This is a genomic window from Flavobacterium aeripolare, assembly GCF_013294025.1.
GTDB lineage: Bacteria > Bacteroidota > Bacteroidia > Flavobacteriales > Flavobacteriaceae > Flavobacterium.
Genome location: NZ_JABSNL010000014.1, coordinates 70851 through 95907, shown reverse-complemented (window position 1 = coordinate 95907; position 25057 = coordinate 70851). Strand labels below are relative to the sequence as shown.

Here is a 25057-nt window from a genome sequence, read left to right as displayed (position 1 = left end):
GCAGTGAAAATCCTTTTTTAATAGGAGCGCTAGCGTACATTAAAAAAGATTGTAGCGTATAGCCCGGTTCGTTTTTTAGAATATGCCAAAAAAAAATCCCACTAATAGTTAGTGAGATTTTTTATTGAATTAACCTTTTAAGGAGTATTAGATGATAAGCATGGCATCACCGTAAGAATAGAATTTATACTCTTCTTTGATTGCTTCCTCATATGCTCTCTTCATTAAATCGTGACCACAAAAAGCAGAAACCATCATTAACAAAGTAGATTTTGGTGTATGAAAATTAGTGATCATACAAGTAGGGATTGTAAATTCGTGAGGAGGAAAAACAAATTTGTTTGTCCATCCATCAAATGGATTTAATGTTCCATGTGACGACACTGAGCTTTCAACGGCACGCATTGAAGTAGTTCCTACCGTACAAATACGTTTTTTCTTAGCTTTTGCATCGTTTACAATATCACAAGCTTCTTGATTAATTTTCAACTCTTCAGAGTCCATTTTATGTTTAGATAAATCTTCAACCTCAACTGGGTTAAAAGTCCCTAAACCTACGTGAAGCGTTACCTCAGCAAATTTAATTCCTTTGATTTCTAATTTCTTAAGTAAGTGTTTAGAAAAGTGTAAACCCGCAGTAGGAGCTGCTACAGCACCTTCTTCTTTTGCATAGATCGTTTGGTAACGCTCTGCATCCTCAGGAGTAACATCTCTAGAGATATATTTAGGAATAGGAGTTTCTCCCAGTTCTGTTAATTTGTTTCTGAATTCTTCATAAGAACCGTCGTAAAGAAAACGCAATGTTCTACCACGAGAAGTTGTATTATCAATTACCTCAGCAACTAATGAATCGTCATCACCAAAATATAATTTATTTCCAATTCTGATTTTACGAGCTGGATCTACTAAAACATCCCATAGGCGTTGCTCAGCATTAAGCTCTCTCAATAAGAAAACTTCAATTCTAGCACCAGTCTTTTCTTTATTTCCATACAAACGAGCAGGAAAAACTTTAGTGTTATTTAAGATTAAAACATCCCCATCATCAAAATAATCAATAACATCTTTGAACATTTTATGTTCGATAGTTTGTGCTTTACGATCAATTACCATAAGGCGCGCTTCATCTCTGTTTTCTGAAGGGAATTCAGCAAGAAGCTCTTTTGGTAAATCAAATTGAAAATGTGATAATTTCATTTATATATTTTATTAAAGTTAACCCTTTGACGATGCGCAGGGTGGCAAAAAGTTAATTGAAAATCAAATAACTAAGCAAATGCAAATATACGACTGTGAAATAGGCGTTGTCAAGTATTTTAGTATTTAATTTAGTTTTATTATTCAAAAATCACTATACAATAGCAAAATTCACTATGATAAAGCTATTTTTAATTAAATATTAGATACTTTAAAATTTAATTTCTTCATATCATCCCAAAAATCAGGATAAGATTTTGATACAACTTCGGCATTTTCGATAATAACAGGTACTTTTAATGCTAATGGTGCAAAAGCCATCGCCATTCTATGATCGTTGTAGGTTGAAATTTTCACATTATGATTAATTACTCGAGTAGGATCTAGTGTCAAGCTATCATTAGTGACAGTAATAGTTGCTCCTAACTTTGTTAACTCTATTCTCAGCGCTTCTAATCGATCTGTTTCTTTTATTTTTAAAGTATGCAAACCAGTCAAGTGACAACCTATTCCTAATCCCAAGCAAGTTACTACAATAGTTTGTGCGATATCTGGTGTATTATTAAGTTCAAATTCTACTATTTCAGGATCAAAACCAGTAATTTTTGTTAAGGTTAAAGTGTTGTTTTCGAATGTAGAATGTACCCCAAGCTTTTTATATAAAGTAGCTAGAGCTGAGTCTCCTTGTAAGCTGTTCTGTTTATAACTACTTAAACTAATCGAAGCAGTATCTGCAAGGGCTACCAAACTATAAAAATAAGATGCCGAACTCCAGTCAGACTCTACAGTCATTACCTTAGCAGCAACCTGGTTTTTAGGAAAAACAGTAATCACATTTCCTTCAAATTTATTTTCAATTTCTAAGTCATTCAATAATCCCAGCGTCATTTTAATATATGGAACCGAGGTGATTTCGCCTTCTAAAGTAAGCTCTAATCCGTTTTCTAACGTAGGAGCAATAAGTAGTAAAGCCGAAATATATTGACTACTTACATTGGCATTCATACGCACTTTTGAAGTGGTGATTTTCTTCCCGATAATTTTAATTGGCGGGTATCCCATCTCATTTTCATAAGTAATCTCTGCACCTAATTGTTGTAAAGCGTCAACCAATACTAGCACAGGACGTTCCTTCATTCTTGAAGAACCCGTTAAAATAACTTCGCGCCCCTCTTGTGCAGAAAAATATGCAATCAAAAAGCGCATAGCAGTACCGGCATGATGAATATCTACCACAGCATCTTTTCCATTCAATGCTTTTTGCATTACCTCACTATCATCAGAGTTTGATGTGTTCTCTAATGTTATTGATGGGAATAATGCTTGCAACAGTAGCAATCTATTTGTTTCGCTTTTTGATCCTGTTACAGCAATAGTAGCATTTAAATTGGAGTGATCTGTTTCTAGTAGTAAATTCATTGTAAAAATATTGATTGATCTATAGCTACAAATTTATTTTAAATAAAGTTGTCGCCAAAGCTTTGCCTCTACTTATAACATTATTTTAGTTTATCGTTGTTTTTATGACGGTCTTTATCACGAACCGACTTAAAATCCATCTTTTTATCAAAGGCCGCTTGCAAATCAATCCCGGTTTGATTAGCTAAACACAATACTACAAAGACAACATCGGCTAATTCTTCGCCTAAATCTTTGTTTTTATCACTTTCTTTCTCAGACTGTTCTCCGTAACGACGGGCAATAATACGAGCAACCTCTCCTACTTCTTCAGTAAGTTGTGCCATATTTGTAAGTTCGTTAAAATAACGAACACCGTGTTCTTTAATCCAATTGTCTACGTCTAGTTGGGAATCTTTTAAGTTCATGTTTACTCTCTATTTTTACTATCAATAATTATGGTCACAGGACCATCATTTAATAAGCTAACTTTCATATCAGCACCAAATATTCCGGTTTGGATTTTCTTTCCAAATTCCAACGCTAATTTTTGATTAAAAGTTTCATAAAGCGGAATAGCAATTTCAGGTCTCGCTGCTTTTATATAGGATGGACGATTGCCTTTTTTAGTAGCGGCATGTAGTGTAAATTGACTCACTACAATAATATCTCCATCAATATCTTGAACTGATTTGTTCATAACATGATTCTCATCTTCAAAGATGCGCATCTTGATAATTTTAGATACTAACCAGTCAACATCTTCGTGACTATCTGCTGTTTCTATTCCTACTAAAATCAATAAACCAGCAGCAATATTAGCGACAGTAGCGTTATCGACCACTACCGATGCTGATGATACTCTTTGAATTACTACTCTCATAATCCTCTCGTCTTATCACTTTCGGCCCTATCTTCATTATAAATATCAGTACGATAATGTTCTTCATCGCCTTCTAGAATTTTAAGATAACTATTGTAACGGGACCACGCAATTTCGTCTCTTTCGAGTGCTTCTTTCACAGCACATTTTGGTTCTTCTTTATGCAAGCAGTTATTAAACTTACACTGGTCTTTTAATTTAAAAAACTCAGGGAAATAACCACTTATTTCGGCCGGTTCCATATCAACCATACCAAAACCTTTAATACCAGGGGTATCTATTATGCTTGCACCAAAAGACAAATCATACATCTCAGCAAATGTGGTAGTATGCTGTCCTTGTTTACTAGCATCTGAAATTGTTTTTGTTTTCAAATGTAATGAAGGCTCCATAGCGTTTACCAATGTTGATTTCCCAACACCTGAATGTCCTGAAAACATACTCACCTTACCTATCATTAATTCCTTCAAGGCTTCAATACCTTTCATTTCTGTCGAAGAAACACGCAAGCACTTATATCCAATTTGTTCATACACATATTGCATATACAATTGTTCATCAAGTGTGGGCTCGTCAAGAGTGTCAATTTTATTAAACACTAGAACAGTTTCGATTCCGTATGCCTCAGCAGTAACAAGAAAACGATCAATAAAATTAAAAGTTGTTGGAGGGTTATTTACCGTAATTAATAAAAATACACGATCAATATTAGAAGCGATAATGTGCATTTGATGCGATAAATTAACCGATTTACGTACGATATAGTTTTTTCGTTCATGAATGTTGTACACGGTTCCAGTGCTCACATCTGATGTCTCGTCTACCTCATAATCTACTACATCGCCTACCGCAATTGGATTAGTGCTTTTAATTCCCTTAATACGGAATTTTCCTTTTATACGGCATTCAATAAAATCACCTGCTGTAGATTTTACTGTGTACCAACTTCCTGTAGATTTATAAACGAGTCCTGTCATGCTGCAAAGGTAAAATTTTGTTTTAAGTTTAAAGTTTTTATTTGCATAAAAAAACCCTTCAACTCACACGAGAGGAAGGGTTTTAAATATGCTATAAAAAGCCTTTATTTTTCATAAGGAAAGTTCCTTCCTACTTTACGCATCATTCTTTCCATCATTGCCGAAGGCGAACTTAAAACATCCTCAGCCATTTGTTTATAAAACCTCCATACTAGTTCACCGTCTGCTCCATTATTCACTTGCATTGTAAGACCTCCAGTTGCAACTTTACCCGTTCCAAAACCAATTAATAAGGTTTTCACTAGTGCCGCACCTTCACTCCCCGTTTTCTCATAAACATAGGAGCATTTTATCACGGCATCTACTCCTAAAATTTTCGAAATTTCTTCTGCCGATGTTTCGTCTAATTTATCATATAAACCAGCTTTTTTCAACAAGGTATTTGTCTTGTCAACATCTTGCACTTGCACAGTATAATCATCTAATTTTCTCAAGAGGTACGTGTACAGTCCGCTTTGCATTTGCGTGCTCATACTATGCTCTTCGGCAATTCTAGAATCTTCGCTATATCCTTTTGGTAGTTTTTTATAAGCAATTGTGGCTTTAAAGGGAAGTATAGCAACTACTTTGTGTGTCGCAATAATTGCTGCCATCTTAGGACTTTCGAATATTTGCTTTTCTTGAGAATATCCCATTAAAGTAAACAATAACAACATTGTAGCTAGTAATTTTTTCATCTAAAATTGAAGATTAAGGTTAAAATGGTTTGGTTTTAGCTTACGCAATAGTACAAAAAAAACCTACACACAGGTAGGTTTTTAATTATTCTAAAAAATAAATATCTTAAGCGTTAATCACCTTGTCTTGGTGACCAATACTTTCTTGGTGAATTGCCTTAAACATTCTAAGAACAAACTCTTCTGAAAGCCCTTTTTTCTCTCCTTCAAGAATCATATTCCCTAAGATTTCATTCCAACGTTGGTTTTGCAACACTGCTACATTTGATTCTTTTTTAACTTGACCAATTTCGTCAGCAACTTTCATTCTTTTTCCTAGTAACTCTAATAAATTAGCATCAAGAACATCAATAGTAGCTCTCAATTTTGTCATTTTATTAGCGTACTCATCCGTATCACCACTTACTTTTCTAACTCTTAAGTCTTTGAAAATTTGTTTCAAAGTATCTGGTGTTACTTGCTGTGCAGCATCACTCCACGCATTATCTGGATCAGTATGAGTTTCAATGATCATACCATCATAATTAAGATCTAATGCTTCCTGAGTTACTTCAAGAATCATATCGCGGTTTCCAGTGATATGCGATGGATCAATAATTAAAGGTAAATCAGGAAATTTATTTTGTAACTCAATAGCAATCTGCCATTCTGGTATGTTTCTATATTTCGTTTTTTCGTAAGTAGAAAAACCTCTATGAATAACTCCTAAATTTTTAATTCCTGCATTATATAAACGCTCTACGCCACCTAACCATAAAGCCATATCTGGATTTACTGGGTTTTTTATCAATACAATCTTATCTGTTCCTTTCAAGCTATCTGCAATTTCTTGCACTGCAAATGGATTTGCTGTTGTACGAGCACCAACCCATAAAACATCGATATCATGCTCTAAAGCTAATTTACAATGTGCAGCAGTCGCAACTTCTGTCCCCATTAATAAACCTGTTTCTGCTTTAGCTTTTTGTAACCATTTTAATCCTATTTCTCCAACACCTTCAAATCCTCCTGGACGTGTTCTTGGTTTCCAGATACCTGCTCTAAAAACACTTACATCAGAATCTTTTAATTCATGAGCAATTTTTAATACTTGATCTTCTGTTTCAGCACTACAAGGTCCTGCTATCACAAATGGATGATTTAAATTAAATTCATTCAACCAATTTCTCATTTCTTTCTTGTTTTCCATCTTTCTAATTATTTATTTTTTTTTGAGTTGTTTCTTTTATAATAGTAAGCCTTTTCTACTGGCTGTTACTTTTTAACCTGCATTCCGTTTAATATTTCTTTTATTTTATTGACACTTTCCATCTCTTCAAAGATGGCATTGTATTCCTCATTTATTAACAAATCCTTGAACTGCGTTAGGTTAGCGATATACCCTTCTAAAGCTTCTACTACTTCTAACTTGTTTTGTTTAAAAATAGGTGTCCACATGGCTGGTGAACTTTTTGCTAATCGTACCGTACTTTCAAACCCTGAACCTGCCATATCAAAGATATCTTGTTCGTCCTTCTCTTTATTAATTACCGTTTTACCTAACATAAACGAACTTATATGCGATAAATGCGACACATAAGCAATGTGTTTATCATGCGATTTTGGATCCATATATCGTATGCGCATTCCCATATTTTTAAATAAATCTAATGCTTTCTCTTGCAATTTAAAAGCAGTGCGCTCTACCTCACAAATAATATTTGTTTTACCATCAAACAAATTAGTAATCGCTGCTGAAGGTCCTGAAAATTCTGTTCCTGCGATAGGATGCGTGGCAATAAAATTTCTTCTTTTCGAATGATTCGCAACCGCTTCACAAATAGGATTCTTAGTAGAACCTACTTCAAAAACAATGGTATGCTCTCCTATATTGTCTAACACTGCAGGCAACACTTGCAAAGCTGTATCCACCGGTACAGAAACAATGACAAAATCAGCAGTATCTAAATCTGTAATAACACCTTCAAAATTTATTACGTTTAAGGCAATTGCTTCCTCGATATGTTTTGCATTAGTATCGATTCCGTAGATTGTAGCTTCTGGATACAAGGCTTTTATATCTAAACCCATTGAACCACCTATTAAACCTATTCCTATTATGTAAACTTTCATCTAATTAAATCTATCTATTGCTTCTTGTACTTTATCTTCAGTGACACATAGTGAAAACCGAATATATCCTTCTCCATTACTACCAAAAATTGTTCCTGGTGTGATAAAAATATGTTTGTCATATAAAATGGCATCTATAAACGCTTCCGCAGATGCTACTCCTGCTGGCAACTTTGCCCAAACAAATAGCCCAACACCTTCTTTGTAAACCTCACAGTTTAATTTTTCGGCTAACTGTTCTGTTAGCACTCTTCGCTTTTTATACACTGCATTTTGCTCGTCAAACCATGATTTCCCACAATTCAATGCGGCGATTGCTCCTTTTTGAACACCGTAAAACATACCGCTGTCCATGTTGCTTTTTACCTTTAAAACGGCATCTATAGCTACTGCATTCCCTAAAACCATTCCAACTCTCCACCCTGCCATGTTAAAAGTTTTACTCAATGAATTAAGTTCTAGCGCTACCTCTTTTGCTCCTTCAACTTGCAACAAACTCATTGGTTTATCATTCAAAACAAAACTATATGGATTGTCATTGATTAACAGTATTTGATACTTTTTGGCAAAAGCCACTAACTTCTCAAATAAAGCAAGACTTCCTCTCGCTCCTGTAGGCATATGAGGATAACCAATCCACATGATTTTTACTTTCGACAAATCTAATTTTTCTAAAGCGTCAAAATCTGGTTCCCAGTTAGTACTAGCTTTTAAATCATAATAAACTGGCACTGCTCCCACTAGATTAGTAACTGATGTATAGGTAGGATAACCCGGATTAGGAATTAGCACATGATCACCTTCATTTAAAAAAGCAAGTGAAATATGCATGATTCCTTCCTTAGACCCCATTAAAGGTAATATCTCAGTAGCTGGATTTACAGTAGTATTATAGTTATTTTTATAAAAATCTGACATCGCTTGGCGTAACTCTGGCAAGCCTTGATAACTTTGATATTGATGTGCATTCTCATCAGTAACGGCAGTTTGAATTGCTTCAATAACTGCTTTTGATGGATTCATATCAGGGCTACCTATACCCATGTTGATGATCGAATTTCCCTCTGAAGCAAGTTGTCTAACTTCCCTTAATTTAGAAGAGAAATAGTATTCTTCTACAACATCTAATCGCTTTGCTAATTTAATCATGATCTCTATATTACTTTACTCCTAATTCCGTTCTTATTCCGTCAATGGTTTGGTATTTTTATACTCTCCTAAAACTTTAAAATATTCTGCCATAATCTCTAGTAGCGATTTTGTCTTAGCGTAATCGCTGTAATGATCAAATGTCACATCAACAAAAAACGAATATTTCCATGGCGTTTCAATTTTTGGTAGTGACTGTATTTTTGTCAAATTCATTTTGCAATCACTCATTACATTAAGCACCGCTGCTAGGCTTCCTCGTTTATGGTCTAATTCAAACTTAAGTGAAGCGCGATTAATATCGCTCTGTGGAACAAATGAATTCTCTTTTTTTAAAATGACAAAACGAGTCATATTATCATTGATTGTTTGAATTTCTGGAGCGATGATATCTAAATCGTACATTTTAGCAGCCGTTTTACTAGCGATTGCAGCAATACCCTTTATCGAATTCTCCTTGATTCTACGCGCAGTTTCTGCAGTATCTTTATCCTCTACTCTCTTAATATTTGGATATTTTTTCAAGAAATCCATACATTGTAAAAGAGCCATAGGGTGTGAATGAACCTCAGCAATATCTTCCATTTTTTGACCTGGAAGCACCATTAAATTTTGATGAATGCGCAGGTAATGCTCTCCTATAATGTGTAAATTATTCTTATCAATCAACGCATAATTTGGAATAATAGGACCAGCAATAGAATTTTCAATTGCCATAACAGCCTGATCAGTCTTACCTGATAATAAGCTATCTACCAATTCTTCAAATGATAAACAAGGATCGATTTGCACATTTTCCCCAAAGTATTCTTGAGCAACTTGATGATGAAACGAACCTTTAATTCCCTGTATTGCGACTTTTATTTCCATTTATTCCAAAAAAAAATCCCGATTTTCATCGGGATTGTATATTTATAATTATAATTTAATTTTGTAATTAAATAACCATACGACAATCCCTATCCTCTTTCCAGAAGAAATAATAAGTATTGCTAAAATAAAATCGGTTGTTCAACATGATCTTTGTTTTTGTGTATTGATTACATTGCGAATGTATACATTATTTTACCTGCACCAAAAAAAAAAATGCATTTTGGCAAACTAAAAAAGAATTCTCTAAAAAACTAGTTTTAAATTACATATTAATTAAAAAAACCGCTTAAATGCACCGTATTAAAAAAAGAGCCACTCTTATTATTAAGCTAGTTTTTCTTGCATGGCGTTAGAAAGCCAGTTTTTACCCTCTGAAATTCTTGCAATTAGCATTGACGATATCACATCTCCATTTGCATTTAACAAAGTAGCAATAGGATCGACCAATGTTCCTATAATCATTGCTGCTGGTAAGGCTTGCTCCATAGGAAAGCCATAAATGGTAATTGCTAGAATCTCACCTATGTATCCTCCATTAGGAATACCACCTTCAACAATAGAAACAATCACCGTAATTCCTAGCGCAGTTACTAAAGTCATTGGATCTGTGAAATCTTTACCAAACATGGCAAAAATTACTGCAATCTTTATAATCGAGGACATACTAGAGCCATCCTTGTGTAAAGGTGCTCCTAACGGAATAGCCACATTTCGAATATACTTAGGCACACCCATTTTTTCGCTAGCAGCCAGGTTTGCAGGAATCGTCGCGATACTACTGCAGGTACCTAATGCGGTTAATGCTGGCGTGATATTGTTTTTCCAAAAGGTCATAAATCCTAATTTTCCTGCCGCTATAAAAGCGTAAATACTGAAAAATACAATAAAATAAAAACTGCAAAATGCATAATACAATCCTAATGGTTTTGCATAAGCACCAAATAATTGAGGCCCAAAAATTCCAACTTGGTACGCAAAGTATGCTCCTAGACCTACGGGTGCTGTTTTCATAATAATATTAAGCAACTCCTTCATCACCTCATTACCTGAGTTTAAAAAATTCCTAAAGCTTTCACCTTTTTCACCAGAACGTAAACTCGCAAACCCGATTAAAAACGAAAATATAATTAGCGCTAACATACTCTTACGTGAAAGCAATTCATAAAAATCTCCTGCAGTTAGCAACTGAGTAATCTGTGAACCCCCACTCATCGTTTGCATTTCTTCTAATGGAATTTTTGAAATGATAATATCTTGATGAATAGGAAATAGAAAAACTCCTGTAATCATAACAATAGCTGAAACCAAAACGGTTCCTAAAAAAACAACGACAATAACAAAAAATAGTCTCCCTAACTTCTCTGATTTTTCTAGGCTCCCAATTGATGAAGCGATCGTAAAAAAGATTAAAGGAATAATAGCTGTGAACAACAAATTCAAAAAGATATCCCCTAACGGTTTGATAATGGAAACTCCTTCACCAAAAGCGAGACCTAAAATGCTCCCGGCAATAATTCCGCATAACAACCAAATAATACTACTGTATGTTTTAAACAAACTTTTTGATGCTGATACCTCTTTAGACATATGATATATTTTTTATAAATATAGAAATCTAATTGCTAGAAATTACTACAACAGCTAATTTAAGCAGTTTTATAAAAGAGTTTTACATAATCTTTATCGAAAATACCTTCTCAATTATTTTCTTCATACTTTTGCTTCAAATAATTTATCATGTCAATAATTGTTACAAATATTTCTAAGAGCTACGGAAATCAAAAAGCACTTGATAGTATTTCTTTTGCTATAAATAGAGGCGAAATCGTAGGCTTTTTAGGTCCTAATGGTGCTGGAAAATCTACATTGATGAAGATTTTAACAACCTACCTCAGCGCAGACGATGGTACTGCTACAGTGAATAATCATGACATTACTACCCAGCAAAAAGCAGTACAACAATCTATAGGTTATTTACCAGAGCACAACCCGCTATATCTTGAACTGTATGTGAGAGAATATTTGTCTTTCAACGCTCAAATTCATAAAGTTTCAAAGAGCAGAGTCGAAGAAGTAATTAATTTAACCGGTCTATCAGCCGAAAGTCACAAGAAAATTGGACAATTATCAAAGGGATACCGTCAGCGCGTAGGTCTTGCAAATGCTTTATTGCACAATCCCGATGTTTTGATTCTAGACGAACCTACAACGGGTTTAGATCCAAACCAACTTATGGAGATTAGGAATGTGATAAAAAATGTAGGTAAAGACAAAACCGTGTTTCTTTCTACGCATATCATGCAGGAGGTAGAAGCAATTTGCGATCGAGTTATTATCATTAATAAAGGTAAAATCGTCGCTGATAAAAAATTAGACAACCTCATCTCTGAAGAAGCAAAGCAAGTTATTGAAGTAGAATTTGATTACCAAATTGAAGAGCAAGCTATAGCAAAAATGGAAAATCTCATCGGTTATAAGAATACACATGACATGATTTGGGAACTGACATTCAAAACGGAAAAAGACATGCGTTCAGTTGTGTTTGATTTTGCTACTGCAAATGGTTTAAAAACACTACAACTCAACCAAAAAAATAAAAACTTAGAAGCGATATTTAGAGAAATTACCCAATAAATAATTTTACGTTTTTGGCTAAATAGAAAACACGCTCATTAAAATTAATTTTAATGAGCGTGTTTTTTTTATAAATAAGTTTAAAAGCTATGTTTTTGGCAACTTTGCTCCAACTGCTATGTCGCATCTGTGTCCCTCTTTACCATGTGCTGGATTTATACCATCGGCAGTTACAACATCACTAGCATTAGTTGACAGTAACGCAGGTAATTGTGCTTGTACATTTACTTGTTTAGAAACTTCTCCTTTACTCGAAATAACTTTCTCAGCTGGTTTTGAATTCAAAGGAGCTCCTACCGCAATATCACATCGGTGATTTTTTTCACCATGCGCAGGATTTAAACCTTGAGCAGTTGTAGTAGTAGCAGTACCTGCTTGGTTGACTACATAATTAGCGGTTTGAACTGGCGCTGCAGCTTTTGAATTCAATGGTGCTCCAACGGCAATATCACAGCGATGGTTTTTTGCTCCATGCGGCGGATTCATACCTTTGGCAGTTTCTGTTTTCACAACAGAGGGTTGTGAAACAGCTTGAGAAGTAGCAACTACTTGCTGGCTTCCATTCATTGTTACAGTTTCTGACGTTTGGCTACCGTTAGCCACTGAATTTAAAGGAGCACCTACTGCTATATCACAGCGATGGTTAGGTTGCCCATGTGCAGGATTTATTCCACTTAAAACTGTAGTGCTTCCAGAAGTGGTCTCGCCATGAAATAAATTATGATCCCCAGAGGAAGCACTAGGAACAGCTGCATTATTATTTTGCAAAGCTGTTTGTTGTGTAAAAGGAACTAATAATCTAGGATCTCCTTGGTTTGCTGCTGTTGTTTGGTCTTTACAAGAAGTTGCAGTTACAGCAATTAACAAACAAGCACCATAAAAATATTTCATATCTGAATCAATTTAGTAAGAGATTGCAATATAAGATTAAATTGTCACTCTACCCAACTTTAGTAAATGCAGCAACCCAATAACTATTTTAAAATAATGCACTCGCAATTTGTCTAATATTCTCTGATTTTCCCATAGAATAATAATGCAAAACAGGAACACCAGCCGCTTTCAGCTCTAATGACTGCTGAATTGCCCATTCGATTCCCACTTGTTTCACATCGGCATTTGTCTTACATTTATCTACTGCATCAATTAAATCTTCTGGCAAATCTATCCTGAAAATTTGTGGTAAAACATGTAAATGCCTTTGTACGGCCAATGGTTTAATACCCGGAATAATAGGCACCATAATTCCCATTTCTCTCGCCTTAGCTACAAATTCGAAATATTTAGCATTGTCAAAAAACATTTGCGTAACCACATAGTCTGCGCCACCATCTACTTTTTCTTTCAATCTTTTTAAATCCGAAATCAAAGAAGGAGACTCTAAATGCTTCTCTGGGTAACCTGCCACACCAATACAAAAATTAGCTTTATTGTCTACATGCATTACATCATGCAAATATTGCCCTTCATTAAGCAATTTTATTTGCTGCACTAAGTCAACAGCGTAATTATTCCCACCTGGTTTTGGCACAAAAGATTGTTCATCTTTCATCGCATCACCACGCAAAGCCATTACATTATTAATTCCTAAATAATGACAATCTACTAACAAATATTCGGTTTCCTCTTTGGTAAAACCACCACACAATACATGGGGAACGGTATCTACATTGTATTTGTGCTTAATAGACGCACAAATACCTAATGTTCCAGGGCGCATTCTTGTTAGTTTTTTATCTAATAATCCGTTGCCTTTATCCACATAAATAAATTCCTCACGAGAAGTAGTCACATCGATAAATGGTGGTTTAAAATCCATTAACGGATCAATATTATCGTACAGTTCCTGAATCCCTTTTCCTTTTTGAGGCGGTATAATTTCAAATGAGAATAAAGTTTTCCCTTTTGATTCTTCTATATGTTGTGTTACTTTCATTTTATTTTTTGTTTCAGGTTTAAAGTTTAAAGTTTAAAGTTCTCTTGAGCAACTTGAAACTTTAAACTTTAAACAACTTTTCTAGTCTGCTATATTCGGGTTCAACCATTTAGTAGCCATATCTGTAGAGATACTTCTTCGTTTGGCGTAATCGATTACTTGGTCTTCTTTTATTTTCCCAAGTCCGAAATACTTACTTTCAGGATTCCCAAAATAATATCCCGAAACAGATGATGCTGGCCACATTGCCATACTCTCAGTTAAGGTTACTCCTATTTCTTTTTCGACATTCAGTAATTTCCAAATCGTGGGTTTTTCTAAATGGTCTGGACATGCAGGATATCCTGGTGCAGGTCGAATTCCTTTATAGGTTTCTGCAATCATATCTTCGGTGCTCAATGCTTCATCAGCCGAGTAACCCCAAACTTCTTTACGAACTTTTTCGTGTAAATATTCGGCGAAGGCTTCTGCAAAACGGTCTGCTAGTGCTTTTACCATAATCGAATTGTAATCATCTAAATCTTTTTCGAATTCAGCTGCCCATTCATCAACTCCAAAACCGGTAGTCACACAAAAAGCACCCATGTAATCTATTTTACCCGAATCTTTTGGAGCAATAAAATCTGCCAAAGCAATGTTTGGAGCTCCTTTTGTTTTTTGTGATTGTTGCCTTAAAGTTAAAAAGAGCCCCCTAACCCCCGAAGGGGGAACTTCCAAGTTTGTATTTAATTCTTTTCTGATACTTTCAATAGTGTTATTAATATCACTTAAAACTTGTGTATTGGTATATCTTACAACCTTAAAACCTTTTGATTCCAACCAATCAGTTCGATACTCGTCATGTTCTTTCTGTTCGGCAGTATCATGAATACCACCATCAACTTCTATAACCAGCCTTCGTTCTAAACACACAAAATCCACTATATACTCCCCAATTACATGCTGCCTTCTGAATTTTAAGTTCTCAATTCCTTTATTCGATAACACATTCCAAAGCATTTTTTCAGCTTCCGTTGGTTTATTTCTCATTTCCTTAGCTCGCTCTTTTAATACGTCGTATAAAGCGGGACTTGATGTTTCCCAAGTTTGCTTTTCCTCAATCTGAATAGCTCCCCCTTCGGGGGCGGGGGGGGCGTGGTATAATTCAATATCATCATCATTAATTTGATTCGCAGGAAAGATTCCGTAGATTCCTTTGGCTGTCAATTTCTTTTCTTTCAAAATCACAGCCAACATTTCTTGTGCATCCGCAAAAACCGAAGTTGCTTGTTCCCCAACTACTTCATCCGTTAAAATCGCTGGATATTTACCAAACAATTCCCACGTTCTAAAAAATGGTGTCCAGTCAATATAAGGAACCAATACATCCAATTCTACTTCGATAACTTGTTCACCAATAATATTTGGTTTCACAGGAGTAAAATTATCCCAATCTAATTGCAATTTATTTTTTCGAGCTTGTTCAATTGTCAAGAAGTTTTTGTCACGAGAACGGTTTAAAAACGTTTCTCTAAACGCATCATATTCCGCTCTTATATCACTAGCATATATTTTTTTATCTTTATTCAACAAGCTTCCAGCTACAGTTACCGCTCTCGAAGCATCGTTAACATGAATGACTGTTTCTCTATACTGCGGTGCAATTTTTACGGCGGTATGCGCACGCGAAGTTGTTGCTCCACCTATCATCACGGGGATTTTCATTCCGCGTTTGTCTAATTCTTTGGCTAGATATACCATCTCGTCAAGCGAAGGTGTAATCAAACCACTCAGTCCAATAATATCCACTTCGTGTTCGATCGCTGCAGCAATAATTTTTTCAGGAGGCACCATCACACCAAGATCCACAATCTCATAATTATTACAAGCCAACACCACCGAAACAATATTTTTACCAATATCATGGACATCTCCTTTTACAGTTGCCATTAATATTTTCCCATTCCCTTGTTTGTCTCCCGCTTGTTTACTCGCTTCGATGTATGGTAATAAATACGCTACCGCTTTTTTCATTACACGCGCCGATTTTACCACTTGCGGCAAAAACATTTTACCCGAACCAAATAAATCTCCCACCACGTTCATTCCCGTCATCAAATTGATTTCGATTACCTCGATAGGTTTTGTGGCAGCCTGTCGCGCTTCTTCAACGTCTAATTCTATAAAAGCATCTACTCCTTTTACAAGCGAGTGCGTAATTCTTTCTTGCACCGTACCTGAGCGCCATTCCTGAATTGCCTTTTCATTGCTCTTTACATCGCCTTTTACATTCTCAGCAAAGTCTAGTAAACGCTCCGTAGCGTCATCGCGTCTGTTTAAGATCACGTCTTCAACATGCTCTAATAAATCTTTTGGGATATCATCATAAATCGTCAACATCTCTGGGTTTACAATCCCCATTGTCATTCCGTTTTTGATCGCGTGATACAAGAAAACCGAGTGCATCGCTTCCCTAACCGTATCATTCCCTCTAAACGAAAACGACACATTACTCACCCCACCACTAATATGCGCGTGTGGTAAATTTTCACGAACCCATTTGGTTCCTCTAAAGAAATCCAAAGCGTTCAATCGGTGCTCTTCCATTCCTGTGGCAACCGGAAATATATTCAAATCAAAAATTATATCCTGCGGCGGAAAACCCACTTTATCAACCAAAATATCATACGAACGTTGACATATTTCTACTCTACGATCGTAATTATCAGCCTGACCTGTTTCGTCAAAAGCCATGATAATCGCCGCAGCACCGTAACGCTTAATCAATTTAGCATGATGAATAAACTGTTCTTCGCCTTCTTTTAACGAAATAGAATTTACCACACTTTTTCCTTGTACAACTTTTAGTCCGGCCTCAATAATGTGCCATTTCGAACTATCAATCATAATAGGCACACGTGAAATATCCGGTTCGGCAGCAATTAAATTCAAGAATTTGGTCATGGCATATTCACCATCCAGCATTCCCTCATCCATATTAATATCGATGATTTGCGCACCACCTTCCACTTGCTCCTTAGCAATACTTAGTGCTTCTTCGTATTTTTCTTCCTTAATTAACCGAAGGAATTTTCTAGAACCTGTCACATTGGTACGCTCCCCAATATTCACAAATACGCTTTCAGGCGTAATGATCAAAGGCTCTAATCCCGCTAATACAAGGTTTCTTCTAGTTTCTTGTTCTGCCATTTTTTCTTAAATTCCTGAGTTACTATCCCAATAGCTATCGGGAGTTAGTCTCTAAGTTTATACTGTATGCTTTTTTTAGAAAGCTATTTTTTCATTATTATTTGGGCGTGACCCAAAAGGGTCGGGCTATTCGTTCCCGCTCTTTTTCTTGAATTACCTCGGATTTCAAGCCGAGGTAATTCAAGAAAAAGGAGCTCCACTGCTATCCCTCACGCAATTTTGTAAATTCTATTTCGTTCCCAGGAACGAAGTAATCACGCATCGTATTCACAAAAAAAATCTTTACGGACACCTTAGTTGCGCTCTCGTTAGCTGAACCCAGTATTTTACCAGTATTTATACCATTCGTTTTTATCTCCTTCAGCATAAATATCTTCCATCATTTTATTATCTATCTTATACTTTATACAAATAACTTTTTCATACTTTTTAGTCAATTCATCTAATTTGTTAGCAAAATTTTCAGTGTCAAAATTTTCAGTATAAGGATAAATTTTATCTAACTTTTCTCTTGCTCTAGTCTCAGTTTCTGCTAATTCTGAATATATCTTCTTCCTTAAATCAAAACTTAAACCTGAAATAGCAACTTTTTCTAATTCATTATTTAAATGTTCTTCAAAATTGTCGGCAATTTGAAAATTTGCAACATAGGATGTTTTATCATTACTTAAAGCGATTTCTTTAGTTACTTCACCATTTGATGGTGCAAAAGTTGCCATAGCAACATCATAAGAACCATCTATATATTTTTTATCACTATACAGCCAAACTGTAATATCATCTATATCTTTATCATTTCGAACAATATCCTCAATTAATTTAGTCAGTAAGGGAGGTAATTGCTCTCTTCTTACTGCTTTAGAAACCAAATATTTGTACGTAAATCTTTTATTTAAAGGAGCATTAGCATCCATAGATGTTTTAATACTTATGTCGGATTTTTTTAATAACGAATATTCAGGCAAATCAACTTTAATAATTTCTTGTTCTTCATTTCCGACTACTACTTGTGGAGGAGCTACTACTTCTGTTTTTTCTTTACCACAGGAAAGCAAACATAAAATCATCAAATAACTTGATACTAGAAACCTTTTTTTTATTCCCATGAGTTTTAAATTCTAAATTAAAATCAAATTTTGTTTATCATTTGGTCTTGTAACTTTTTCTATTTTCACAATAAATCCATGAGATAAGTCAGTATAATACACCAAAGAGATCGGAAACGAATATTCTCCCTTAAAAAAATCATAAATACTGTCAATCCATTCGTCATCTATTTTAGCAACAGGAATTAAGACTTCAATAATATAGTGAAACCCTGAATTAACTAATATCTGTCTGAATGATTTATGGTGCTTTTTCTTTAAATAATCAGCTACTTGTAACAGTGATTCTGATCCAAATAATAAATAATGATAATTCTCAAACAAATCATCTTTTACTAAGCCAAAATTTATTTCATTCTTAGTATAAAACTTATTATCATATAGCCTCTCATTAGAAAACCATTCTTTTATATCCTTCTCAATCTCTTTCGATTTTGATTCAGATTCATTTACTATGAACCGATGTATAGCTTTACTCTCCAACAATTCTTTAGAAGCTATTTTAAGTCCTTTTTTTTGAATACAAATTAATTCTTCATTACTTAAGTTAGTTGCGTGAAATGCTACTATGTATTTAAACTTTAATTTAAATGCAGTTCTAAAAGCTACTATACTCTCAAAACTATACACAAACCTCTCACTATCTATACTTACAATATCGAATTTTTCTTCTTTCATAACTTTACATAACCGCTACCGAAACTCTTGGTTTGTAATCCTTAGCAATATCAGCAATTAATCTGATGTGTTCTGGGGTTGTACCGCAACAACCACCTATGATATTTACTAAATTATCGTCGAGATACGTTTTTATTTGGGCTTGCATTTCTGCTGGGGTTTCGTCGTATTCTCCAAAAGCGTTTGGCAATCCTGCATTAGGATGCGCTGATACATTGAAGGCGGTGTTTTGTGACAATGTTTGTAAGTATGGTTTCAATAAATCCGCTCCAAGGGCGCAATTGAAACCAACACTCAACAATGGAATATGCGAAACAGAAACCAAGAAAGCTTCCACCGTTTGTCCAGAAAGTGTTCTTCCTGAAGCATCGGTAATCGTTCCCGAAACCATGATTGGAATATCGATATTGCGATCGTCTTTTACTTCTTCGATGGCAAAAAGTGCGGCTTTGGCATTTAGTGTGTCAAAAATAGTTTCGACTAATAAAATATCACTTCCACCGTCAATTAAAGCTTCTACTTGTTGCTTGTAAGCAATTCGCAAATCATCAAAAGTTACCGCTCTGTATCCTGGATCATTTACATCTGGTGACATACTCGCTGTTCTATTTGTTGGCCCTATAGATCCCGCTACAAAACGAGGTTTATCTGGATTTTTGGCGGTGAATTCATCAGCTACTTCGCGGGCTAGTTTAGCCGACTCATAATTTAATTCGTACACGTATTCTTCCAAGAAATAATCAGCCATTCCGATGGTGGTTCCTGAGAACGTATTGGTTTCAACAATATCAGCTCCGGCTTCAAAATACGCAGCATGCACCGCTTTTATAGCTTGTGGCTGTGTTAGTGATAATAAATCGTTGTTCCCTTTAAGAGAATGTGGAAAATCTTTAAAACGTTCTCCTCTAAAATCTTCTTCAGAGAAATTGTAACGTTGCAACATGGTTCCCATGGCTCCATCGAGGATGAGTATGTTTTTTTTAATGGCTTCGTGAATGCTTGACATAACTTTTTATTTCTTGTAAATCACAATATGAATTGAGATAAATACTTTTGATTAATAGCTCTTAAAGTTCAATATTGTTTGTCTTTAGCCCTGATGGAAGCGACATCCTATTGTGCCGGTGTTCGGCGCAATAGATATAGCGTACAGCAGGAAGGATCGTGGTTAAAATGCACCGTTGATCTGCTCTAAAGAAAATATCGATATGTTGTCAAGAAAATTGTTGAGAAATACGTGAGACGTATTCTTGTGTTATCTATCTTAGATACTGTGTTCAGCATTAAGTAGAATGTAGCACCTTCTTTATAAGATAAAGGGTTGCTAAGGTTTCATCGGGTCTTTCCCTCCGCCTTTCGTGATAACTTTCAATAAATATAGGAACACTGCAAAGAAAAGACAAAGCGCTAATACTCGCAAGTATTAGCGCTTAATTTTTTAACTTGTATAGGTAATTTTGTTAAACTATTGCTTTAACAACAGCTTTTGGCGCTTCTTTACGAGTTCCATCAAATCCGTCTACTCCGGCAACTGTTGTGTATTTCAACACATAACGTTTTCCTGGATTGATGATCTGGTAGGCCGCTTGACACATTAATGTCGCCTCGTGGAAACCACATAGGATCAACTTTAATTTACCCGGGTAAGTATTGACATCTCCAATTGCGAAAATTCCTGGAATGTTCGTTTGGTAGTCTAAAGCGTTGTTTACTTTGATAGCGTTTTTCTCGATTTCAAGTCCCCAATTTCCAATAGGACCTAATTTTGGCGTAAGACCAAAAAGTGGGATAAAATAATCAGTATCAATAGTACGGTTTGCTCCATTCTCGTCGATAACAATCGACTCGATGTGCTCTGCTCCGTTTAATCCCACCACTTCAGCTGGTGTGATCATGCGAATTTTTCCAGCATCTTTTAATTCTTGTACTTTCTCTACAGAATCTAAAGCTCCACGGAATTCATTACGACGGTGAATCAAAGTCACCTCTGAAGCGACATCCGTCAAGAAAATACTCCAGTCTAATGCTGAATCTCCTCCACCTGCAATAACCACTCTTTTATCTCTGAACTCTTCTGGGTCTTTGATAAAATATTTGATTCCTTTATTTTCGTAGAAATTGATTCCGTCGATTAATGGTTTTCTAGGTTCAAAACTTCCTAAACCTCCAGCAATAGCAATTACTTTGGCGTGGAATTTAGTTCCTTCATTTGAAGTCACAATAAAACTTCCGTCTTCTTGTTTATCGATAGTCTCAGCGCGTTCTCCAAGTGTAAAACCTGGTTCGAATTGCTTGATTTGTTCCATCAAGTTATCTACTAAATCTCCAGCTAATACATCAGGAAAACCTGGAATATCATAAATCGGTTTTTTAGGATATAACTCAGATAACTGTCCACCTGCTTGTGGCAAAGCATCTAAAATATGGCATTTTAATTTTAATAATCCTGCTTCAAAAACTGCAAAAAGACCGGTTGGGCCTGCTCCTATTATTAGGATATCTGTTTCAATCATGTTCGTATTAATTAGCCCCCTAACCCCCGAAGGGGGAATTAAAGGAAAGTTGTATTTATATATTATTCACAAAGTAACGATTGAACATCTCACATATAAATGATAAATATCATTCGAATACTTTGCTCTTGATTTTGTTTACTATTAATTCTTGAATCTTGGCTCTTGGCTGATACCTCTTGCTTCTTAAATCTAACCAATATTCTATTTATTCTTCAAACTTTCGGTGATCTCGTTCATTTTTTGAACTTTCTCTTCAAAATCACCTTTTAAGGTTTTGCGGTATTCATTCAAGTTTTCCACCATTTTATTGATGTCTTCGGGAATAATTTCTTCGAAAAACTCTCGCAATCTTTTTGCTGTGGTAGGTGATTTACCATTAGTCGAAATGGCAATTTTTACATTTCCTTTGGTAACAATTCCGCCCAAATAATAATCACATAAAGGCGGTGTGTCTGCAATATTACAAATTAGAAAGCGCTTTCTAGACAAGTCGTACACTCTTTTATTGACTTTTAAATCGTCGGTACAGGCAATAACCATGTGGCGTTTGCGCAGCATCCAGCGATTGAATTTCTTCTCAGTCAAAGTTACCGAACTGTGATTATTTGCTAATGTGACTAATTCTGGTAAAAACCGAGGTGCTACCACCTCAACATTTGCATTCGGACTTGATTTTAATAAAAAGCTTAGTTTTTCTAGACCTACATTTCCTCCACCTACAATCAATACTTGCATATTGTGCAGCTTTAAAAAAACGGGGTATAATTCATTCCTTTCCATAAATCAAAAGTTTGCTGTGATTAGATTTCAACTCTTTACAAAATCCTTTTCTAGTTTGACTATCGCTAACTACCGCTCCAATCACGATAATTGCTGGCGAACTTAATTGCTGCTCAGCGACTACCTTTTCAATAGTATTTATCGTTCCTATTCCGATTTTTTCTTCAGGAGTTGTTCCGTTTTGAATAATCGCAACGGCGGTTTCTCCTTTGGATTCCGATTGAAAAATAGCAACAATTTCTTGTAATTTACTCATTCCCATCAACACGACTACAGTAGCTGATGATTGTGCCGCAAGATGAATATCTGCTGACAATTGACGGCTCGAAGTAGTCCCTGTTATTACCCAGAAACTCTCTGAAACCCCTCTTTTTGTCAACGGAATACCTTGATAAGCAGCAACTGCAATAGCCGATGAAATCCCAGGAACAACAAAGGTAGGAATTCCAAAACTTTCTACATAGTCAATTTCTTCACTTCCTCGTCCAAAAATAAAAGGATCACCACCTTTAAGACGAACGACATGACCATAAGTCAAGGCATTATCTACAATTAGTTGGTTGATTTCGTCTTGCGTATAGGCATGACATCCTATCCTTTTTCCAACAAATATTCGCAATGCTTTTTTAGGCGCATAACTTAATAATTCCTCATTTGCCAAAGCATCATATAAAACCACATTGGCTTTCGCCAAAGCTTTTGCTCCTTTTACGGTTAACAAATCGGGATCTCCCGGACCTGCTCCTACTAAAGTTACTATTGGTTTTATGGTATTAGGCATTTGCTAAATCGTTATTTCTATATGTTTCTAAATCGCTGAAAAAAGTAATTGCTTGTTGGATGTATTTTTTGGCGAAAGCCTCAGAAGGTTCGTTTTGATTAATTTGGTATACTAAATCTTTAAAGTTAGTATCTAAAGTGATTTTGTTAGTTTCAACAAAAACTGTATCAAACAGATTAATGATTCCTGCATGGTGATTTGTTTTTTGGTTTTCAGCCAATAACAATGCTTTAGCACCGTTTACAAAACCAGCATAAGCCAAGTAAATAGCATCAGCCCAATTTTTATCTTCGAAAGCTTCTTGAGCAAACGTCAATTTATCTTTGGCTTCTAAAAGTAACGTGGCAACCAAGTCAATTACTACACCCGCACATTCTCCTACACCAACTGCTTTTACATAATTATCTGCATTTCCCCAATCGATAAAATCTTCGTCAGTAAGATTAGTAACATCTGCCAAGGGTTTTAAGAATTCGTAAAAATACTTTTCTCCTTGTGCATCGTAATAATCTAAGAAAGATTTCCCGTTTGCATTGGCTTCAAAATCGTTTAATATAAAACGTAAAGCATCTGGTCCTCTACGACTTGGAATCTTAATTACTTTATCAGAAAAACGTCCTTTTCCATCACCTAGAATTCCACCACCAAGCAATACTTGTAAAGCCGGCGCAACTAATTTACCAGAGTTGATCGACATTCCTTGAAAACCTATTGACGACATGTTGTGTTGTCCACAAGCATTCATACAACCACTAATTTTAATGGTGATTTCGCGGTTCTCTTTGTATTGTGGGAATTCTAATTTTAAAACTCGTTCTAATTCTTCGGCAATTCCGGTACTACTTGCAATTCCAAGGTTACAGGTATCTGTTCCTGGACAAGCGGTAATGTCATTAATTGTATCGTAACCTAAAGTAACAAAATCTAGTTTGGCTAATTCTTGGTAAAAGAAAGGTAAATTCTCTTCTTTTATATTTCGAAGTACAATGTTCTGCTTTAGTGAAAAACGCAATTCATTGGCTCCATAATTTTTAATTAATTCGGCTAAAGCTCTTGCTTTGTCTGTATAAAAATCTCCTAACAGCACTTTGATTCCAATCGCAACGTAACCTGCTTGTTTTTGAGCAATCACATTCGACTTTTTCCAAGCTTCGTAAGCAGCAGTATCATCAATAGTTACTGCAGGTACTTCTAATAAAGTTGATGGAATTGCACCATCAAAAGCGGTCGTGTCAATTTCGTATGACTGGTATGATAACGCTTTTTTCTCTTCGTCAACTAAGCGTAAAAATTCATCGCGACCAATGTCTTTGATTAAGAATTTCATACGTGCTTTTAAACGCTTAGCTCTTTCACCATGACGGTCAAAAACTCTCAAAACTCCTTCCGTAGTTGGGATGATTTGGTTTACAGGAATAAATTCTGACAACAACTCAGCGTGATGTGGTTGCGAACCCAATCCTCCACCTAGCATTACTTTGAATCCGCGTTCGCCATTTACAATCTTTGGAATAAATCCTAAATCATGTAAATAACTCAAGGCAGTATCTTTATCTGAAGAAGAGAATGACATTTTGAATTTACGCCCCATTTCTTGTGAAATAGGATTTCTCAAGAAAAACTGAAACATCGCATGCGCGTAAGGCGAAACATCAAAAGGTTCATCTACATCTACACCCGCTAATTCACTCGCTGTGATATTACGCACGGTATTCCCGCAGGCTTCGCGAAGTGTAATATCGTCTTTGGCAAGGTTTGCCCAAAGTTCTGGTGTTCTATCTAAACTCACATAGTGAATTTGGATATCCTGACGTGTGGTGATATGCAAACGCCCTGTTGAATACTCATCAGAAACTTTAGTAATACGCATTAACTGTTCACTTGTTACCTTACCAAAAGGCAATTTAATACGAATCATTTGCACACCTTCCTGACGCTGACCATAAACGCCACGCGCTAAACGCAGACTACGAAAACGCTCATCGTCAATTTTACCATCTTTGAATAACGCAATTTTTCTTTCTAAATCGATTATTTCTTTTTGAACAATCGGATTTTCTATTTCGGTTCTAAAACTTTCCATATTTTTTGAGCTTTGAGCCATGAGCTTT

General features: G+C 35.5%; 22 protein-coding genes and 1 riboswitch. Of the genes, 1 reads left to right on the top strand and 21 read right to left on the bottom strand.

Going from position 1 to position 25057, the window contains the following annotated elements:
* Positions 1-147: 147 nt before the first annotated feature.
* From queA to HNQ00_RS14865, 11 genes are all read right to left on the bottom strand, one after another.
* Positions 148-1197 (bottom strand): tRNA preQ1(34) S-adenosylmethionine ribosyltransferase-isomerase QueA, encoded by a 1050-nt coding sequence (queA, locus tag HNQ00_RS14915; protein ID WP_173839305.1) that lies wholly within the window; start codon positions 1195-1197, stop codon positions 148-150.
* Between the two features lie 195 nt (positions 1198-1392).
* Positions 1393-2616: a 3-phosphoshikimate 1-carboxyvinyltransferase gene (locus tag HNQ00_RS14910; protein ID WP_173839304.1), complete on the bottom strand. Its 1224-nt coding sequence runs from the start codon at positions 2614-2616 to the stop codon at positions 1393-1395.
* An 80-nt stretch (positions 2617-2696) separates the two neighbouring features.
* Entirely contained in the window at positions 2697-3023 is a 327-nt protein-coding gene (locus tag HNQ00_RS14905) for a nucleotide pyrophosphohydrolase (protein ID WP_173839303.1), read from the bottom strand.
* Positions 3024-3025: 2 nt separating this feature from the next.
* Positions 3026-3478: a D-aminoacyl-tRNA deacylase gene (gene dtd, locus HNQ00_RS14900; protein ID WP_173839302.1), complete on the bottom strand. Its 453-nt coding sequence runs from the start codon at positions 3476-3478 to the stop codon at positions 3026-3028.
* Positions 3475-4455: a ribosome small subunit-dependent GTPase A gene (rsgA, locus tag HNQ00_RS14895; RefSeq protein ID WP_173839301.1), complete on the bottom strand. Its 981-nt coding sequence runs from the start codon at positions 4453-4455 to the stop codon at positions 3475-3477. Before rsgA ends, dtd begins: the two co-directional genes overlap by 4 nt.
* A gap of 104 nt (positions 4456-4559) precedes the next feature.
* Complete coding sequence (locus tag HNQ00_RS14890) at positions 4560-5192, bottom strand: hypothetical protein (protein ID WP_173839300.1); 633 nt, start codon at positions 5190-5192, stop codon at positions 4560-4562.
* Positions 5193-5298: 106 nt separating this feature from the next.
* Positions 5299-6381, bottom strand: a complete 1083-nt coding sequence (locus HNQ00_RS14885; RefSeq protein WP_173839299.1) for a bifunctional 3-deoxy-7-phosphoheptulonate synthase/chorismate mutase type II — start codon at positions 6379-6381, stop codon at positions 5299-5301.
* A gap of 65 nt (positions 6382-6446) precedes the next feature.
* The gene (locus HNQ00_RS14880) at positions 6447-7304 is read right to left on the bottom strand and encodes a prephenate dehydrogenase (RefSeq protein WP_173839298.1); all 858 of its coding nucleotides are present in this window, start codon (positions 7302-7304) and stop codon (positions 6447-6449) included.
* On the bottom strand, positions 7305-8453 hold the full coding sequence (locus HNQ00_RS14875; RefSeq protein WP_173839297.1) for a pyridoxal phosphate-dependent aminotransferase: 1149 nt from the start codon (positions 8451-8453) through the stop codon (positions 7305-7307). It abuts the gene before it with no gap.
* 33 nt (positions 8454-8486) lie between these two features.
* A complete protein-coding gene (locus tag HNQ00_RS14870; RefSeq protein WP_173839296.1) occupies positions 8487-9323 on the bottom strand; it encodes a prephenate dehydratase in 837 nt (278 codons plus the stop codon).
* A 327-nt stretch (positions 9324-9650) separates the two neighbouring features.
* On the bottom strand, positions 9651-10913 hold the full coding sequence (locus tag HNQ00_RS14865; protein ID WP_173839295.1) for a dicarboxylate/amino acid:cation symporter: 1263 nt from the start codon (positions 10911-10913) through the stop codon (positions 9651-9653).
* Positions 10914-11063: 150 nt separating this feature from the next.
* Between HNQ00_RS14865 and gldA the strand changes: the two genes are divergently transcribed.
* Positions 11064-11960, top strand: a complete 897-nt coding sequence (gldA, locus tag HNQ00_RS14860) for a gliding motility-associated ABC transporter ATP-binding subunit GldA (protein WP_173839294.1) — start codon at positions 11064-11066, stop codon at positions 11958-11960.
* Between the two features lie 87 nt (positions 11961-12047).
* On the opposite strand, the gene HNQ00_RS14855 is transcribed toward gldA, so the two are convergent.
* The 10 genes from HNQ00_RS14855 to HNQ00_RS14810 all read right to left on the bottom strand — a co-directional run bounded on the left by HNQ00_RS14855 (position 12048) and on the right by HNQ00_RS14810 (position 25029).
* Positions 12048-12851: a hypothetical protein gene (locus HNQ00_RS14855; protein ID WP_173839293.1), complete on the bottom strand. Its 804-nt coding sequence runs from the start codon at positions 12849-12851 to the stop codon at positions 12048-12050.
* Positions 12852-12939: 88 nt separating this feature from the next.
* A complete protein-coding gene (gene metF, locus HNQ00_RS14850; RefSeq protein ID WP_173839292.1) occupies positions 12940-13896 on the bottom strand; it encodes a methylenetetrahydrofolate reductase [NAD(P)H] in 957 nt (318 codons plus the stop codon).
* An 81-nt stretch (positions 13897-13977) separates the two neighbouring features.
* The gene (locus HNQ00_RS14845; RefSeq protein WP_173839291.1) at positions 13978-17085 is read right to left on the bottom strand and encodes a vitamin B12 dependent-methionine synthase activation domain-containing protein; all 3108 of its coding nucleotides are present in this window, start codon (positions 17083-17085) and stop codon (positions 13978-13980) included.
* A 326-nt stretch (positions 17086-17411) separates the two neighbouring features.
* A complete protein-coding gene (locus HNQ00_RS14840) occupies positions 17412-18191 on the bottom strand; it encodes a hypothetical protein (RefSeq protein ID WP_173839290.1) in 780 nt (259 codons plus the stop codon).
* Between the two features lie 12 nt (positions 18192-18203).
* The gene (locus HNQ00_RS14835; protein ID WP_173839289.1) at positions 18204-18869 is read right to left on the bottom strand and encodes a hypothetical protein; all 666 of its coding nucleotides are present in this window, start codon (positions 18867-18869) and stop codon (positions 18204-18206) included.
* A gap of 4 nt (positions 18870-18873) precedes the next feature.
* The gene (locus tag HNQ00_RS14830) at positions 18874-19875 is read right to left on the bottom strand and encodes a homocysteine S-methyltransferase family protein (protein WP_173839288.1); all 1002 of its coding nucleotides are present in this window, start codon (positions 19873-19875) and stop codon (positions 18874-18876) included.
* Positions 19876-20121: 246 nt separating this feature from the next.
* A riboswitch (SAM riboswitch) is annotated at positions 20122-20237 on the bottom strand.
* A 92-nt stretch (positions 20238-20329) separates the two neighbouring features.
* Positions 20330-21382 (bottom strand): NAD(P)/FAD-dependent oxidoreductase, encoded by a 1053-nt coding sequence (locus HNQ00_RS14825; RefSeq protein ID WP_173839287.1) that lies wholly within the window; start codon positions 21380-21382, stop codon positions 20330-20332.
* Positions 21383-21586: 204 nt separating this feature from the next.
* Positions 21587-22165 (bottom strand): precorrin-2 dehydrogenase/sirohydrochlorin ferrochelatase family protein, encoded by a 579-nt coding sequence (locus tag HNQ00_RS14820; protein WP_173839286.1) that lies wholly within the window; start codon positions 22163-22165, stop codon positions 21587-21589.
* Entirely contained in the window at positions 22152-22946 is a 795-nt protein-coding gene (cobA, locus tag HNQ00_RS14815) for a uroporphyrinogen-III C-methyltransferase (RefSeq protein WP_173839285.1), read from the bottom strand. The genes HNQ00_RS14820 and cobA overlap by 14 nt, the downstream gene beginning before the upstream one ends.
* Positions 22939-25029 (bottom strand): HEPN domain-containing protein, encoded by a 2091-nt coding sequence (locus HNQ00_RS14810; protein WP_173839327.1) that lies wholly within the window; start codon positions 25027-25029, stop codon positions 22939-22941. Before HNQ00_RS14810 ends, cobA begins: the two co-directional genes overlap by 8 nt.
* Positions 25030-25057 lie beyond the last annotated feature (28 nt).